This is a genomic window from Streptomyces sp. W1SF4, assembly GCF_003950035.1.
Taxonomy (GTDB): Bacteria; Actinomycetota; Actinomycetes; order Streptomycetales; family Streptomycetaceae; genus Streptomyces; species Streptomyces racemochromogenes.
Genome location: NZ_CP034350.1, coordinates 2704172 through 2720490 on the forward strand (window position 1 = coordinate 2704172; position 16319 = coordinate 2720490).

Sequence of the window (16319 nt, forward strand, 5' to 3'; positions counted from 1 at the left end):
CTCTGGGGGGAGTTCGATGGACGGCTGGCTGCTGCCGCTCTCGATAGCGCTCATCGGCATGACGGGCACGCTCTTCGCGCCGCTGCTGACGCAGCGGCTGGTGGGACGGGTCCAGTCCGAGCAGTTCGAGCGGCAGGAACGGATGGCCGAGGGCCAGTGGCAGCGCGAGCAGCGGGCGGCGGAGCTGGACGTCCGCCGGGCCTGCTACGTGGCGGCGATGGCCGGGTACCGGCGCTACCGGATCGAGCTCATGAACTTCCTGTGGCTCGCCCACAAGGCCGGGGCGGCCGGGGACGGGGACGGAGCCGGGAACGGGAACGGGGACCGGGACGCGGTGAGGGCCGCGGGCCGGGCCGACCTGGAGGCGGCCCGGCAGGCGATGCACCTGGCGTTCGCGGAGGCGCAGCTGGTCGGCTCGGAGGCCGTGGTGGCGGAGCTGGACGCCACCGCGGAGCGGCTCTCGCAAGCCTTCTACCGGGTGCTGCGGCTGGACGAGGGCGATCCGGTACCGGACGGCGGCTTCGAGGCGGTCAAGGCGGATCTGCTCGGGCTCGGAGAGCGGTGGAAGGAGATGCGCGCCGTGATGCGGGCCGACCTCGGGACGGACGCCCGGCTTCAGCGGGGGCGGTAGACGGTCAGGGCGTCGGGGAGGGCGTCCAGGGTGAGGGCGGTGGGCGCCTGGGCGTACTCGCCGTCGTAGGCGAGCGGGGTGCCGGGCGGGACGTCCGCGACGCGCAGGCGGCGCAGCCGGGTGGCGACGTGGACGGGGGACCGGCTGAGCGGGCCGGCGAACGCGGCGGCCAGCAGGCGCGGGCCGGGGCGGCCGCCGCCGTGGACGATCCGCAGGTCGAGCAGGCCCTCGCCGAGACCGGCCCGGCGGCGGGGTGTGGGGCCGGTGCCCTGGTAGGTGCCGTTGCCGGCGAAGAGCAGCCACGCGCTGCGGGGCCGCCCGGCCAGGGTCATCCGTACGGGCCGCTCGGCCCGCAGCACCCGCCAGGCCGCCAGCACCGCGGCCGGCCCGCCCCCGATCCGGGGCGCCCACCGCAGACGGTGCCGCAGCAGCTCGGGGTAGGCGCCGATGCTGAAGTTGTTCAGGAAGTACCGGACCCCCTCCCCGGACTGCCCGGACCCGTCGGCCGGGGTGATGCGGCCCAGGGAGACGCGGACCGCCTGGCCGGCGAGGAGGGCGCGGCAGGTGTCCTCCGGGCCGATGAGGCCGAGGTCCAGCGCGAAGTGGTTGAGGGTGCCGCCGGGGAACACCGCGAGCGGCACCCCGGCCCGCAGGGCGGCGGTCGCGGCGGTGTTGATGGTGCCGTCGCCCCCGTACACGCCGAGCACCTTCGCCCGGGCGGCGGCCTCCGTCATCGCGGCCTCCACCTCGTCCCCCGCGCACTCCACGACCTCCGCCAGGGGCAGCAGCTCACGCAGTACGGCGAGTCCCGCCCCGCGGGGCGTGCCGGACGCGGTGTTCACCACGACCGTCAGCCCGGCCCCGTCCGGCAGTGCGGGCGCGTCGGCCGCCGGGCGCTCCGCGCCGGGGACGGCCCGCGCCCGTTCGGCGCGGCGCACGAGCCCGCGTACGGCGAACCCCGCCGCGACCCCGAGGGCCGCGCCCGCCAGCACGTCGGAGGGGTAGTGCACGCCGGTGTAGACCCGGGAGAAGGCCACCGACGCGGCCACCGGCGCCACCGCGGCCCCCCACCCGGGGGATTCCAGGGCGAGGCCGGCGGTGAAGGCGGCGGCCGAGGCGGAGTGCCCGGACGGGAAGGAAGTGGTCCACGGCTGCACGGCCGGCAGCCGCGCCACGGGCACCCCTTCCAGCAGCGGCCTGGGCCGGCGCACGGACCACTTGCCGACGGTGTTGATGGTGGCCGAGGCCAGCGCCAGCGAGGCGGCGGCCGTCAGCGCGCCCTTGCGGGCCCGGGCCGAGCCGACGACGGTGATCGCCGCGGCGGTCGCGCCCCACAGCACCCCGTGGTTCGCGGCCCGGCCGAGGGCGGGCAGCACCCGCTCGCCCCCGGGCCAGTGCCGTTGCGCCACGAAGTCGAACAACCGTCGGTCCCAGGCCGCGAGGGTGCCGCGCCAGGTCAGTTTCTGATCAGCCACAACCACGCCTCTACCCCGGGCCGCCGCCCGGAATCAGCCCTCGCCGTCCTCCCCCTCGAACGGCCGCTTGCGCAGCAGCAGCACGACCATGCCGCCCAGCACCACCAGCCCGACCGCGAGGGAGGCGATGACCGGGGTGGCCGCGGAGCTGCCGCTGGTCGCCAGCCGCTCCTCGTCCGGGGAGTCCGGACCGGCCGAGGCGGACTCGGCGGCCACCGCCACCTCGGACGTTCCGCCCAGCTGGCCCACGGCTGCGGCCGTGCCCGCCGCGACGGCCGGCGGCTGCGGCCAGACCGCGGTGGCGGTGGCGGCCGCCGCGGACTCGCTGGAGCCGGCCACGATCTGCGTCTCGGCCGGGATCCCGCTGGTGAACACGCGCCCTACGGGCACCTTGGTGGAGCCGTGCACGGTCACCGAGGCCGTCCCGTCGGGGGTGCCGGCGGGCACCTCGAAGTAGAGCCGGCTGCCGTTGCCCGCGGAGGTCACCGGCCGCCCGTCGGAGTCGACCACCCGCACCCCCATGGCGGTGGCGGCCGTGTCAGGGCTGACGGTGACGCTCTGCGCGCCCGTCCGGACGGTGACCGGGCCGAGCCGGGTGCCGACGGCTCCCGTCAGCGGACCGGACACCTGGCCGGGGTCCAGGTCCAGCGACGCCGGCGGCTCCGGCAGCCGGCCGGCCTCCCGCTGGAGGTAGTCGGCGAGCAGTTCCGCCGCCGGGTCGGCCGCCTCCACCTGCGCTCCGTCGGCCAGCCGCCAGATCGCCACCTGGGTCCCGGCGGCCGCGCTCTCCGCGGTCAGCGTCCCGGCCCCGGCGGCCTTCGCCAGCCCGGCCAGGTCGTTGTGCTGGGGGTAGGAGTGCTCCAGGACCCAGCGGATCCGGCCGCCCGCGTCGGTGTTCCGGGCGAGGGGGCTGCCGCCCCAGCCGCTCTCCGTGTACCGGGCCTGGGGCTGCGCGTAGCCCGCGATCCCGACTCCGTACGTCTGGAGCATGCCGCCGCCGTCGACCCGCATCTCGTACAGGCCGGCGGGGATCTGCCGGACCGAGCCGTCCCCGCCGCGCAGGACCGCCTGCCCGTACGTCTTGAGGCCGTCGAGCACGGCGCTCGCGCCCCCGGAGGTCCGGCCGGCGGCGGCCGGGCCGGAGTCCGCCGCGGCGCGGGCACCGGGCGCGGCGGTGAGGGCCGCGGCCAGCAGGGCCGCCGCCAGGGGCCGGCGCACGGAGCCGCGTACCGCACTCGCGGCGGCGGTGGCGGCACCGGGACCGCCACCGGCTGGAAGCGGAACGTCCGGCCGGACGGGTCCGGCCTCGGGTGGGACGGTGGGCGCGGAGGCCGGCCCGCCCGCGGACGCGGTGGACGCCGCGCGGGGCTCGGAGGATGCGGAGGATGCGGGAACAGCAATCGACACAGTTCTCCCCTTCGGGCCGAAGACCAAGGTGCCCGTGAGTACCGGGGAATCCTAGCCGCCTCGAACACTCAGACCACCGCCGCCTTCTGAGGGCCCATCAGTGGGGTGTCCGTCCTGACCACCCTGCGGAAGGCCGCCGTTCCGCGGGTGAGGTCGTGTCCGACGGCGATCGCGTCGATGTCCGCCGAGAACCAGCGGACGCCCTCGCCGTCGGGCGGGTCCTCCCGGACCCGCAGACGCCCGTGCACCACCAGCGGTTCCCCGACCGAGACGGAACTGGCCAGGTTGACCGCCAGCACCCGGCGCGCCCACACCGTGTAGAAGCTGGTGGGAGCGTCCGTCCAGGTCTCCGTGCGCCGGTCGAAGTACCGCGGGGTCACGGCGAAACGGAATCTCGCCGACGGACCGGTCACCGTCTCCTTGAAGTCGATCTGCGTCGCCACGTGCCCCACCAGCGTCACCAGGGTGTCGTTCATCCCGGCCGCCCTCCCCCGCACTCCGTACCCGTGCGGACCATCCGCACGAGGTACGACCATGCTGGCCCCGGGCCCCGGCATCCCGCTCCGGCCTGTGGATTACTGGCGGGTTGTGGACAACTTCGTCCCCCCTGCGGCGACCGCCGCGTACTGTTCGCGCACCTCGCGGTAGCGCAGCAGCTCGGCCGCCACCGGTTCCAGCACCCGGGCCCGGCCGCAGCCGGCCGCCGCCTGCCTGAGCCGCCGTTCGGCGTCCTGGCCGTACCTGCGCGCCGGGCCCCGGGCGGCGATCGAGCAGGCCCACTCCACCAGCGGCCCGCCGACGATGCCCGCCACCATAAAGAGCACGGGCGGCAGCAGTTTCGGCTCCAGGACACCGACGATCTGCCCGACCAGCCACAGGCCGCCGAAGATCTGCACCAGTGTCATGGCCGCCTGCGCCAGCACCGCGACCGGCCACCAGGCGGGCCGCGGCGGCTTCGCGCCGGGTACGGCGACGGCCGCGCCCAGGGTCACCGCCAGCTCGTCCAGCGCCTCCGGCAGCCGCTCGGCGCCGCGCACCGCGGTCTCCCGTACGGCCTGCGCCCAGGGGTCGGGCAGGCCGGTGACCGCTTCGTCGGCGACCGTGCGTACGGCCTGCTCCACGCGCTGACGGGCGGTCACCTCCTCCTCGGGGGGCGGGGCCGCGACCGCGCCGGAGCCGCGGCCCTTGGCCGACATCAGGGCCAGGGACGCGAGCGAGCGCGGGGCGCGCCGGCTCTCGTACCAGCGCCACAGCCGCAGCCAGGGCGTGCCGCAGGCCTTGCCGGCGTTGCGCCGCCAGGCCCGCTCGGCGGCGAGGCCGGCCGCGTACGCCCCGACGGCTTCCGCGAGCCGGTCCTCGAACTCGGCGCGCGCCGCCTCGCCGATCTCGGGCCCGGAGGGTCCGCAGTGGCCGTCGGCGACGTAGAGCGGGCGCAGGCGCAGCGCGGCCTGGTCGACGTCGGCGGAGATCCGCCGGGTCGCGGCGCCCTTCTCCTGGGTGAACTGTCCGAGGAGCTCGCGGAGTTCCCCGACGCCCTCACCCGTCAGGGCGGACAGTCCGAGGACGGTGGCGCCGGGCTCGCCGTGCTCGCCGAGGGCGATCCCGTCGTCGTCCAGCAACCGCCGCAGGTCGTCGAGTACGAGGTCGGCGGCGTCGCCGGGGAGCCGGTCGACCTGGTTCAGCACGACGAAGGTGACCTCGGCGTGCCCGGCCAGCGGCCGCAGGTACCGCTCGTGCAGGACGGCGTCCGCGTACTTCTCCGGGTCCACCACCCACACCACGGCGTCGACCAGCGCCAGCACCCGGTCGACGTGCTCCCGGTGCGCGCCGAGCGCCGAGTCGAGGTCGGGCAGGTCGACGAGGACCATGCCGCGCAGCGCCTCGGCCTCCGGGGTCTCGCGGGGGCGGCGCCGCAGCCGTCCGGGGATCTCCAGCCGGTCGAGGAGGCCGGCGGCGCCGTCGGACCAGCTGCAGGCGATGGGGGCGGCGGTGGTGGGGCGGCGCAGTCCGGTTTCGGAGATCTGCACTCCGGCGAGTGAATTGAAGAGGGTGGACTTGCCGCTTCCGGTGGCTCCGGCGATGGCGACGACGGTGTGCTGGGGGGACAGGCCCCGGCGTGCGGCGGCTTCGTCGAGGACCCGGCCGGCTTCGGCGAGGGTCTTGCCGTCGAGGCGGGTGCGGGACAGCCCGACCAGCTGGCGCAGGGCGTCGAGGCGCGTCCGCAGGGCCTGGGCCTCGGGGCTGAGCGGGGGCGAGGGCGCCTTGCCGCCGTCGCTGCCGGCGCCGGAGACGGCCCGCACGATCGCCTCGTCGGCGCCGTCCGCGTCGTCGTCCTCGGCGCCCGCCGCCTTCCGTCGGCCTTCCGCTCCGTCTTCCGCCTGCTCGTCGAGGCCGCCGGCGAGGAGGGCGGCGTCGAGCAGCGCGTCGTCGATGAGGGCGTCGCCGGCCCGCGCGCCGCTGCCGCGCGGGCCTCCCTTGCGGTTGGCCCGGTGGCGGGAGCGTGCGATGAACCCGTCGTCCCACCGGTCGCCGGCGTGGTCGCGGTCGCGGTCGGTCACGGCGGTCACCGCGTCACCTCTCCTTCTGCAGTACGGACAGCGCGGCGATCAGCTCGGCCTGTGGTTCGGGGGTGACTTCGAGGGCCTGGAGGGGGGCCAGCCGGCGGTCCCGTTCGGCGCGCAGGACCTCGTCGAGGTGGTCCCCGACGAGTTCGCCGCCGCGGTCGCGCAGGCGCAGGGCGGCCTGTGCGCCGATCCGCTCGGCGAGCTTCTCCCCGGCCGGGCGGGCCCGTTTGCCGCCGAGGAGGGCGGCGACGAGGAGGGCGGCGACGCCGTCGGGGTCGGGCGCGGGCTGCTTGCCGAGCTTGGCGACCTCCTCCTCGGCGAGCTCCTCCAGTACGCGCCGCCAGCGGCGTACGGCCACGCCGATGCGTTCCGCCGCCTCCCGGTCGGGCGCGGGCAGCGGCACGGCGCCGGAGGCGGGTTCGCGCCGCCAGACCTCGGCGATCCGCTCGTCAGCGGCGGCGACGGCGCACTGGAGGAGCGCCGCGAGGGATTCCGCGAGGGAGTCGAGGAGTTCGTCGGCGCTGGTGTCGAGGGGGTAGCCGCGCCACCGGGTGAGGGCGTCGCCGGCGAGCACGGCGCCCTTGTCGAGGCGGTTGCGGACCCGCTTGCCCTCCTGCCGGTACGCATCCTCGACGGCGGTGGTCAGCCGGACGGCGGCGGCGTGCTGCGCGGCCACGGCGGAGGCCAGCTCCGGCATGCGGCGCTTGAGGGAGTCGAGGGCGCCGAGGGCGGTCCGGCCGACCGCGTACTGCCGGGCGGCGGGGTCGTGGACGTGGTGGGTGAGCCAGGCCAGCAGCGGCGCGACGGCGCTGGCCGGCAGCAGCCCGCCCCCGCCGGCCGACTCGGGCAGTTCGGGCACGGTGAAGCGCGGTACGTCCCCCAGCCCGGCACGGGTGAGCAGTGCCCCGTACTGGCGCGAGACCTCGGCGAGCACCTGGTGCGGGACGCGGTCGAGGACGGTGATCAGGGTGGCGTTGTACTGCTTGGCGGTGCGCAGCAGGTGCCAGGGGATGGCGTCGGCGTACCGCGAGGCGGTGGTGACCATGACCCAGACGTCGGCGGCGCAGATCAGCTCGGCGGCGAGGGTGCGGTTCTCGACGAGGAGGGAGTCGATGTCGGGGGCGTCGAGGACGGCGAGTCCGCGCGGGAGGGTCGACACGGTCTCGATCCGCAGCTCGCTGGTGGCGCCGGGGTGGCCGGGGGGCCGCACGCGGTTCTTCCTGGAGGAGGGCACCAGCTCCTCGTCCTGCTGGGGCGCCCAGACGCGCATGAGGTCGGGGAGGATCCGCATCCCGGCGAACCAGTGGTGGTCGTCCGGGTGGCAGACGAGCACCGGGGTGCGGGTGGTGGGGCGGAGCACTCCGGCTTCGCTGACCTGGCGGCCGACGAGGGAGTTGACGAGGGTGGACTTACCGGCCCCGGTGGAACCGCCGACGACGGCGAGGAGCGGCGCCTCGGGCGCCTTCAGCCGGGGAACGAGGTAGTCGTCGAGCTGCGCGAGCAGCTCTGCTCTGGTCTGGCGGGCGCGTGGGGCGCCCGGCAGGGGCAGCGGCAGACGCACGGACGCGACCCGGTCGCGCAGGGCGGACAGGGCATCGAGCAGCTGAGGCCGAACATCCAAGGTCACCACAATGCGAAGAATGCCCAATTTGGGACCATTTTTGAAGCTTATACGCCCTCTGCGCGCCGACCGCGACTCCTGAGGGACATCATGGACACGGCGGACGAGTGGGACGCAGGCATAACGAGTGCACAACACCCAGGCCGACGCGGCGCAAAAGCGGTGCGAGAATCGCACCTGCCTGCGATTATCGGGACCGCTTCACCGAACCTCCACAACGTGGCACGCGAGTGAAGCAACCGGGACAAGGCAACCGGAGCCCTATCCTTGACCCGGCACGGACCGCAGTCCCACCCCCACCAAGGGGCTCCAGGCCACCACGGTCACCTTCCGGCCCCCGTAGCTCAGTGGATAGAGCAGGCGCCTTCTAAGCGCTTGGCCGCAGGTTCGAGTCCTGCCGGGGGCACTTCCTTCCACCTCCCCGGGGTTTCCCGGGCCGCCCGGGCCGCCTCGAAGAGCGGTCGTCGCGGCGTCCGCGACTGGCGGAAATTCACTCGACCGGACCCTTGCGGGATCCTTGCACCCGCAAAAGCGGAAAGCCCGGAACCGGAAGAGCACCGTCCCGCCCGACGGGGGTTTGTTCGGGCGGGACGGCGTGCGGGGCGGCGCCGGATCGGGTCCGGTCCGGATCGGATCGGGCCCTGGTCCGGGTCCCGTTCCTGGTCCGGGTTCTGGCTCAGCCGGCCTGGGGGGCGGGGGCGGGTTCGGCGGGGGCCGCGTCGGCCGGGGCGTCCTGCGGGGAGACACCGAAGGCCTTCACGGCCTGGTAGTACGTCCAGGCCGTGCTGTCGCAGGAACCCTTCTTGACGCCCGAGTACTGCGAGCAGACCCGCTTGAGGTCGGCGTAGAAGGCGTCGTCCAGCCGGGACTTGTTGGCGGAGAAGGTGCCGGCCGCCTTGTAGTTGCGGTAGCCGAAGTCGTGGCGGGCGCAGGCCGTCTGGAAGGGGAAGCCGAAGGGGTTGTCGGGGGACGAGGAGCAGTAGTCCGTCGACCAGTCGAAGGCGTACGAGGCCCAGTTGCCCTGGCTGCCGCGCGCCGCCACCCAGGCGTTGTGGCTGGAGGCGCTGGTCTGCGTCCAGCCGCTCAGCACCTGCGGCTTGTCCGCCGGGACCGCCGAGGCCGGGGTGGCGAGGGCCAGCAGGCCCGCGGACACGGACGCGAGCAGGGGTACGAGACGGCGACGCATGGCATTCCTCCGAGTGGGGGCGGCGGGCGGGCGGGCGACGGGGCCGCCCGGTCCAACTCCCGGCGCGGCGTCGGGACTCACCCTCGGAGCACGCCATATCCCCGACCCCTACCGCCCCTATAACGCGGCCCGGACGCCTACGTGTCGGCCCCTCCCCCTGGACCGCACCCCTCTCAGGTATGACCCCGCCTCCGACCTCCGGCAGATTCGAGGTTGATACCGGGGAGGGACGCGCGCGTGACTCCCACCCCGAACACTTATGGGTATGAACCGCCGTCCGCTCGTCATCGCCGCCGCCGTCGCGGGAGTCCTCGCCCTGGCCGCCTTCGCGCTGCCCAACCTGCCGCCCAACCCGGTCACGGACGCCCTGCAGAAGCAGGTCCTGCGGGAGAAGGGCACGCGGTACGCCAGTGCCGCCGACGCCCCGAAGAAGGGCGACCGGGCGTTCGTCCTGCCCAGCTGGATACCGGGGGACGCCACCGACATACGGATACGCGCGCGCGGCGACGGCGGGGCCCGGCTGATCCGGTTCACCCTCGGCAAGACCCCGCTCGACGGCCCGCAGTGCGCGGCCGGAACGCCGAAGAAGGCGGGCGGCCCCCGCCTGGGCGCCCGCTGGTGGCCCGGCGACACGCGGCGCGAGGAGCGGCCCGAGTGCCGGGACCGCTACCAGTACCAGGTGTCGGTGCGCGGCCGGCAGGTGTACGCCTGGACCGACGGCACGCCCTCGCCCGGAGCCCGAATACCGGACGGCGGGGGCCTGAACGGCGGCGCCCCGAACGGCGGCCCGGCCGTCGCGCCCGCCGCGGTGTCCGGCGGCACCCCCGCCAGGTAGGGGAAGCCGCTCAGACGGCCTCGCGGTCGAGGACCGCGGCCGTGGCCCGGGCGAAGCCCTCCGGGTTGTCGAGCATGATGTTGTGCCCGCAGTCCGGTACGGCCACCACGGTGACTCCGGCGGCCTCCAGGGCTTCGGCGCCGGCGAGCGGCCCGTCCTGCTCCGGGAGGAGGAAGCCGCGCGGGATCTCCAGCTCCAGCAGGAGCTCCCGCATGGTGGGCGTGGTGCCCGCGGCCAGGTTCACGGCGCTGCGGTACAGGGCGGTGCGGCCGGCCAGCCGCATGGTCGACCACCAGTGCGCGCCGACCCGGTCGCGGACCTCCGCCCAGCCTCCGGCCAGGAACTCCTCCTCCGTGTAGGAGGCGAGGCCGCTGCTGCCGGCCGTGCCCGGGACGGGCGGCTGCGGGTCCAGGTTGGCGTCCACCAGGACGAGGCGGGAGACCAGCCGGGGGTGACGGGCGGCCAGCACGATGGCCACCGCTCCGCCCATGCTGTGGGCGATCACCTCGGCGCCTTCGGCACCGGCCGCGGTCATGGCCCGCGCCACGGCGTCGGCGTGGGCCTCGAGGGTGTACGAGAACGTCTCGGGACGGTCGCTGTGCCCGTGCCCCAGCATGTCGAGCAGCAGCGAGCGCCGCCCGGCCAGCAGCGGGTGCACGGCGCTCGCGGCGAAGTAGGCGGGAGAGGTCGAGCCGAGCCCGTGCAGGTAGACGCGGGGCGCGTCCGCTCCCGGCAGTTCGACCCAGCGGATCCGGTCGCCTTCCGGCGTCACGATGGCACTGTGCACGGCGAGTTCCCCCTGAAGTGATGCGCGAAGTGATGATCGACAAGTCCGGCACGAGGGTAACCAGGGCTCCAGCGGCCTCCTCTACCCTCGTCGGATGACCTTGTACGTGAACCAGCTCGGCGGCGCCGTGCCCCTGACCGGACCGCCCCCGGCCGGGGCGGGTGTGGCGGTGTGGTCGCTGGACACCACGCGCGAGGCGATCGGCGGTCACGAGGCCGGCGGGGCGCGGGCGCTGCTGGACGCGGCCGAACGGGAGCGCGCCGAACGGCTGCTGCGGCCGGCCGACCGGCGCAGCTACCTCGCCTCGCACCTGGGGCTGCGCGTGCTGCTCGGCGGGTACCTGGGGCTGCCGCCGGAGGAGGTCGCCCTGGTCCGCGAGGACTGTCCGGGGTGCGGGGGGCCGCACGGCCGTCCCGCCGTGGCCGGCGGCGCGGTGCACTTCTCGCTGTCCCACAGCGACGACGTCGCGTACTTCGCCTTCTCGGGGGTGCCGGTGGGCGTCGACGTGGAGGGGATACCGCGGGCGAGCGCGGTGGCGGACGTCCTGAGCAGCCTGCATCCGGCGGAGGCGGGTGAGATCACCGCGCTCCCGGAGGCGGAGCAGCGGGTGGCGCTGGCCCGGGTGTGGGCCCGTAAGGAGGCCTGTCTGAAGGGCACCGGCGCGGGGGTCGCCTTCGGCCTGGCCGAGCCGTACGTGGGTTCCGGCCCCGACCCCGCCCCGGTCCCCGGCTGGACCCTGCGCGACCTCCCCGCCCCGGCCTCCTACGCCGCCGCGGTCGCGACCCGCGCCGCCGCCTGACCTCCGGCGGCCGGCGCCGCGTGGGCCGGTTCCAGCGCCCGCCGCACCGCCTCCGGCGCCGACCGCGTCCTGCGTCATATCCGCATGCTCAGACGTCCCCGCCGCCCTACCCTGGCCGTCATGGACATCCGCCGCGCCCGCAGCGCCGCCGAACTCGCAGCCGCGGAGGGGCTCTTCGACGGGCCCGCCCGGACCGAGTGGTCCGAGCTCTTCCTCGCCCGGTCCGGACACCTGATGCTCATCGCCTACGTCGACGGGGTGCCCGCCGGCATGGTCTCCGGCGTCGAGATGACCCACCCCGACAAGGGCACCGAGATGTGCCTGTACGAGCTGTCCGTGGGCGAGGGGTACCGGCGGCGCGGCATCGGCCGGGCCCTGACGCTGGCCCTCGCCGACGAGGCCAAGACCCGCGGCTGCTACGGCATGTGGGTGGGGGCCGACACGGACAACGAGGCGGCGCTGGCCACCTACGCGTCGGCGGGCGCCGAGGACGAGGGCCTCTTCTCGATGCGCGGCTGGCCCCTGCGCGACGCCTGAAGGTGCGCGGCGCCCCCGGGGAAGCCGGGCCCCGACGGCCGGGGACGACGCCGGTGCGGACCCGGTCCGGGTCCGGCCCGGTCCGTCCGCACCCTGCGGCGGCGATTAGGGGGCCAGACCGCGACGCCTGGAGGTGCGCGGCCCGCCACGTGCCGGAAACCCGGTCCAGGGCCGGCCCGTCCGCCCGCACCCCTGCGCCGGCGTGTCGGGGGCCGGTCGGCGACGCGGGCGCACCATGTGCCGGGAGACCCGGTTCGGGGGCGGTCCGGGCGCACCCCTCCGGCGGCGTGTCGTGGGGCCAGTCGGCGCACCCTCCGCGCGGGGGCGGTCGCGCTGGCCGAGCATCGGCCGCATGACCGCCATGACCTCCCTGCTCCCGGCCGCCGTCCTGCTGGTGGCGGCCGCCGTCCTGCCACCGCCGCACCCCGCCTCCGCCGCCGCCCCGGCCGCCGAAGACGCCCCCGCCTCCTACGTCGTGATGCTGAAGGACACCACCTCCCGCGCCCCGACCCGGGCCCTGGCCGCCGAGGCGGCGCGGGCGGGGGACGCGGTCGGAGCGGTCTACGACGCCGCCCTCAACGGCTTCGCGGTGCGCACCACCGCGGCTCGCGCCGCCGCCCTCGCCGCCGATCCCCGGGTCGCCTCCGTGGAGCCGGACGCGCCGTTCCGGATCTCCGGCTCGGCCCCCGCCCCGGAGCCCCCGGCCGGCTTCCCGCAGCCCCCGGCCGTCCCGGTCTCGGTCCCGGCCCCCACCCCCGCGCCGGTCCTCACGCCCGCACCCGCACCCGTCCCCGTGCCAGCCCCGGCCCCGGTCCCGGTCCCGGCCCCCGTCCCGGCGCCGGTCCTCACACCTGCTCCCGACCCCGTCCCGGTCCCGGCCGTCCCGGCCGTCCCCGTCCCCGTCCCCGCGCCCGTCCTCACGCCCGCGCCCGCGCCCGCCCCCGCCGCCCTGACCCAGCGGCCCGCCCCCTGGGCGCTCGACCGGATCGACCAGCGCGAGCTGCCGCTCGACGGTTCGTACACGTACTCCGGCAACAAGGGCCAGGGCGTCACCGTCTACGTGGTCGACACCGGGATCAACACCCTCCACCAGGAGTTCGGCGGCCGCGCCCGCAACGGCTACAACGGCTACAACGGCCTGTTCCAGGGCGGCGCCCAGGACTGCAACGGCCACGGCACGCACGTCGCGGCCACCATCGGCGGGGCGACGTACGGGGTCGCCAAGGGGGTCTCCCTGGTCGGTGTGAAGGTGGCCGACTGCCGGGGCGACGGGAGCCTCTCGGTGATCCTGCGCGGCCTCGACTGGATGGTGAAGGACCACCTCAGGAACCCGGCCCGGGGTCCCGCCGTCGCCAACATGAGCATGGGCGGCACCCGGAGCCACTCCATGGACGCGGCGGTGATCCGCGCGGTGGCCTACGGGATCACCTTCACCGTCGCCGCCGGCAACGAGGCCCGGGACGCCTGCGCCGGCTCCCCGGCCGCCGTCCCGCAGGCCCTGACGGTCGGCGCGACCGACGACGCCGACCGGCGTCCGCGCTTCTCCAACCACGGCCGCTGCGTGGACATCTCGGCACCGGGGCAGTCCGTCGTCTCGGCCTGGAAGGGCTCCCCGACCGCCCTCGCCCGGGCCTCGGGCACCTCCATGGCCGCCCCGCACGTCGCGGGCGCCGCCGCGCTGCTCCTGGCGGACGGCCGGGCCGGAACCCCCGCCGAGGTGGGCCGGCTGCTCGTCCTCGACGCCGTCCCGGACCGGATCACGAACCTGCCCGCCGGAACCCCGAACCTGCTCCTGCACGTCCCCGCCGCACCGTAGCCCGACGACACGGCAGCCACCGACCAGTCGGTATCCGATGTCCCACCAGACCGGGTCTGATGGGACATCAATGTCTGTGCGCTTCGGGCGAAAGCAAGCCATTGACTTCTCGGCACCGCGACGCGTCAATGACGGCCATCCGCACCGGCTCGGCCTTCCCCACACAGCGGGTGGGGGGAGGGGTTCGTCATGACGAAGGAGTCGCGACCCTGTGAGTACGAGAACCCTCAGACGAAGAGTGCTGGCCGGGGCGGGCGCCCTGTCCCTGGCCCTGACGGGCGGCGTCGTGGCCCTGACGGGGCCGGCGCAGGCCGCGACCAAGACCACCCCCGTGCCGGTGAAGTGCGTCGCCCCCGCGCCCCAGCCGGGCGCCAACGGCAGCCAGGACTACACCGTCACGGTGCCGGACACCGCCAAGGCGGGCGAGACCGTGCCCATCACCATCGACCCCGGCGAGACGCCGGTCGTCCCGATGTTCACCATCGACACGGTCAACACCATCAAGGCGAAGCTGCTCGTCGGCGGGGTCGCGCAGACGGTCACCAGTCCTGCCGTGAACAGCCACCAGGAAGCCGGCAAGAAGGCCGACCCGCCCGCGTTCAGCGGCACGGTCAAGATCCCGGACGGCACCGAGGGCACGACGGTCCAGATCACGATCGACCAGGTGGTCACGGACGCCGACCTCGGCGGGACGGTCTACACGACGACCTGTACGCCGGACCCGCGCCCCAGCGCCCCGGTCGCCTCGATCGCCGTCGAGGCCCTGCCGAAGGACCCGGTCACCACCAAGCTGACGCCGAACAGCGGCAAGGCCGGCACCGCCGTCACCGCGACCGGCGCCAACTTCCCGGCCGGCCCGGTCACCTGTTCCGCCCAGCTCGCGGGCGCGGCGACCGGTGACGCCGGTACCGGCACGGCGGACGCGTCCGGTGCCGCCACCTGCAACATCACGATCACCAAGAAGGCCGACACGATCAAGATCGACGGCTCGGTCGCCCCCGGGAAGCCCTTCGTGTTCATCGAGGAGCAGGCGGGCGTGCGGAACCCGGTGGACATCGAGGTGCTGCCCGGGCCGCTGGCCCTGGGCCCGAAGGACGGCCAGCCGGCCGTCAGCTTCGGAGCGGTCACCATCAACGGCAAGGCCCAGTCGGTGTTCGGCGCGTTCAACGCCGCGACCGTCCAGGACTTCCGCGGGGGCAGCCTCGGCTGGGACGTGACGGCGACCCGTACGCCGTTCCTGAACCAGGCGACGGGCCACTCGATGGCCAAGGCGCAGCTCGGCATCCAGCCGTCCTGCACCGTGACCAACCCGGACAGCCCGAGCACCTGCACGGCCGGCGCGCCGGGCGCCATCTCGGGCACGCCGATGAAGGTCGCCTCCCAGGCGGCCGGCGGTGAGGAGCTGACCGGCGGCGAGTTCGCCGTGGGCGGCGCGGCGATGATCCAGCTGCCGCCGTTCATGTTCGCCGACACCTACCAGTCGGTCGTGACCTTCTCCATCGCCTGATCGCCTGATCGCCTGACGGACGACCCGACCCGGGTGGTGCGGCGCCGTTGCGCCGCACCACCCCCTCCGCGTTCCACCCGCCGCGACCTGGAGACCGACGCCCATGCGCCTCCGCACCGCTGTCCGCTCCCTCCTCCCGGCCCTGTCCGGCACGCTGGTGCTGCCGGCGCTGCTGCTCCCCGCCGCCCCCGCGAGGGCCGCGGACAACGGCACGTGGGGGGTCTTCCCGACTCCGCCGGCCGGCGCGTCGGTGACCGACCGGGCGTACTTCTTCCACCAGGGCGCCGCCGGGACCACCGTCAGCGACAGCGCGACGATCGTGAACTCCTCCGACAGGGAGCTGACCTTCCGGGTCTTCGCCACCGACGCGATGAACACCCCGTCGGGCGGTGCCTTCGCCCTGCTGCCCGTGCAGACCAGGCCGAAGGACGTCGGCGCCTGGGTGGCGCTGGCGCCCGGGGCGGAGGCCACCGTCACCGTCCCGCCCCGGGGCCGCAAGGACGTCCCCTTCACCGTCAAGGTCCCCCAGGACGCCGTGCCGGGCGACCACGTCGGCGGGATCGTCGCGCTGAACACCGAGGTCGAGGGGGTGCGCAAGGAGGGCAAGGTGCAGGTCGGGGTGCAGCGCCAGGTGGGCGCCCGGATGTACTTCCGCGTTCCCGGCCCGCTGACGCCCGGACTGACCGTGGAGGACGTACGGGTCACCCGGGGCGCCCCGCTGCTGCCGTGGGTCAAGGACGCCCGGGCCACCGTCACGTACACGCTGGTCAACCGGGGCAACGTGGTCGTCGAGCCGAGGGTGGCGGTGTCCGCCGAGGGGCTGTTCGGGCGCCGGGTGCTGAACCGGCCCGCCCGGGACCCGAAGCTCGTGCTGCTGCCCGGACAGCGCGTCGAGCTGACCGAACCGTGGCCGGACGCCCCGCAGTTGGACTGGGTGTCCGTCAAGGTCCGCGCGGGTGCGGCCGCTCACCCGGACCTCGCCCCGGAAGCCGGTACGGACTTCGTCGCCGTCCCGTGGCCCGCCGCGGGCGTGCTCCTGGTCCTGGCGGGGGCCGGCACCACCCTCCTGGTGCTGCGCCGGCGGCGCCGCGCCACCACGGAAGAAGCGCTGAGCGAACCGGACTTGGCGCGGGCCCGCTGACCGGCGAGGGTGT

The 16319-nt window shown here is 75.4% G+C and carries 14 protein-coding genes and 1 tRNA gene; 8 read left to right on the plus strand and 7 right to left on the minus strand.

All coding sequences use genetic code 11. The features are described 5' to 3' along the window. The first annotated feature begins 16 nt into the window (after window positions 1-16). Window positions 17-631, plus strand: a complete 615-nt coding sequence (locus D1J60_RS12565; RefSeq protein WP_125598951.1) for a hypothetical protein — start codon at window positions 17-19, stop codon at window positions 629-631. On the opposite strand, the gene D1J60_RS12570 is transcribed toward D1J60_RS12565, so the two are convergent. The 5 genes from D1J60_RS12570 to D1J60_RS12590 all read right to left on the minus strand — a co-directional run bounded on the left by D1J60_RS12570 (window position 616) and on the right by D1J60_RS12590 (window position 7707). Beyond that, complete coding sequence (locus D1J60_RS12570) at window positions 616-2106, minus strand: bifunctional phosphatase PAP2/diacylglycerol kinase family protein (RefSeq protein WP_241253236.1); 1491 nt, start codon at window positions 2104-2106, stop codon at window positions 616-618. The two genes, D1J60_RS12565 and D1J60_RS12570, sit on opposite strands and share 16 nt — an antisense overlap. Window positions 2107-2139: 33 nt before the next feature. Further along, the gene (locus tag D1J60_RS12575) at window positions 2140-3324 is read right to left on the minus strand and encodes a TQXA domain-containing protein (RefSeq protein WP_164720890.1); all 1185 of its coding nucleotides are present in this window, start codon (window positions 3322-3324) and stop codon (window positions 2140-2142) included. Between the two features lie 257 nt (window positions 3325-3581). Then, entirely contained in the window at window positions 3582-3989 is a 408-nt protein-coding gene (locus D1J60_RS12580; protein WP_125598961.1) for a single-stranded DNA-binding protein, read from the minus strand. A 99-nt stretch (window positions 3990-4088) separates the two neighbouring features. After that, window positions 4089-6080, minus strand: coding sequence for a YfjP family GTPase (locus tag D1J60_RS12585; protein WP_241253237.1), 1992 nt, complete (start codon window positions 6078-6080; stop codon window positions 4089-4091). Between the two features lie 4 nt (window positions 6081-6084). Continuing rightward, window positions 6085-7707, minus strand: coding sequence for a dynamin family protein (locus D1J60_RS12590; protein ID WP_125821160.1), 1623 nt, complete (start codon window positions 7705-7707; stop codon window positions 6085-6087). 324 nt (window positions 7708-8031) lie between these two features. Between D1J60_RS12590 and D1J60_RS12600 the strand changes: the two genes are divergently transcribed. Then, window positions 8032-8104, plus strand: a tRNA-Arg gene (locus D1J60_RS12600). A gap of 270 nt (window positions 8105-8374) precedes the next feature. Here D1J60_RS12600 and D1J60_RS12605 read toward each other — a convergent pair. Continuing rightward, window positions 8375-8884, minus strand: coding sequence for a phospholipase (locus D1J60_RS12605; protein ID WP_125821161.1), 510 nt, complete (start codon window positions 8882-8884; stop codon window positions 8375-8377). 265 nt (window positions 8885-9149) lie between these two features. On the opposite strand from D1J60_RS12605, the gene D1J60_RS12610 reads away from it, so the two are divergent. After that, on the plus strand, window positions 9150-9719 hold the full coding sequence (locus D1J60_RS12610) for a hypothetical protein (protein ID WP_125821162.1): 570 nt from the start codon (window positions 9150-9152) through the stop codon (window positions 9717-9719). A gap of 10 nt (window positions 9720-9729) precedes the next feature. Here the strand turns inward: D1J60_RS12610 and D1J60_RS12615 are convergent, their stop codons facing one another. Beyond that, window positions 9730-10506 (minus strand): alpha/beta hydrolase, encoded by a 777-nt coding sequence (locus tag D1J60_RS12615; protein WP_125821163.1) that lies wholly within the window; start codon window positions 10504-10506, stop codon window positions 9730-9732. A 94-nt stretch (window positions 10507-10600) separates the two neighbouring features. Between D1J60_RS12615 and D1J60_RS12620 the strand changes: the two genes are divergently transcribed. From D1J60_RS12620 to D1J60_RS12640, 5 genes are all read left to right on the plus strand, one after another. Beyond that, window positions 10601-11305 carry a 4'-phosphopantetheinyl transferase superfamily protein gene (locus D1J60_RS12620; protein ID WP_125821164.1) on the plus strand — a complete coding sequence of 235 codons (705 nt, stop codon included), beginning with the start codon at window positions 10601-10603 and terminating at the stop codon, window positions 11303-11305. 120 nt (window positions 11306-11425) lie between these two features. Further along, window positions 11426-11842 (plus strand): GNAT family N-acetyltransferase, encoded by a 417-nt coding sequence (locus D1J60_RS12625; protein ID WP_125821165.1) that lies wholly within the window; start codon window positions 11426-11428, stop codon window positions 11840-11842. A 352-nt stretch (window positions 11843-12194) separates the two neighbouring features. After that, window positions 12195-13658, plus strand: a complete 1464-nt coding sequence (locus D1J60_RS12630) for a S8 family peptidase (RefSeq protein WP_241253238.1) — start codon at window positions 12195-12197, stop codon at window positions 13656-13658. A 211-nt stretch (window positions 13659-13869) separates the two neighbouring features. Continuing rightward, a complete protein-coding gene (locus tag D1J60_RS12635; RefSeq protein WP_241253239.1) occupies window positions 13870-15165 on the plus strand; it encodes a hypothetical protein in 1296 nt (431 codons plus the stop codon). A gap of 103 nt (window positions 15166-15268) precedes the next feature. Beyond that, window positions 15269-16306, plus strand: a complete 1038-nt coding sequence (locus tag D1J60_RS12640; protein ID WP_125821167.1) for a DUF916 domain-containing protein — start codon at window positions 15269-15271, stop codon at window positions 16304-16306. Window positions 16307-16319: the final 13 nt, after the last annotated feature.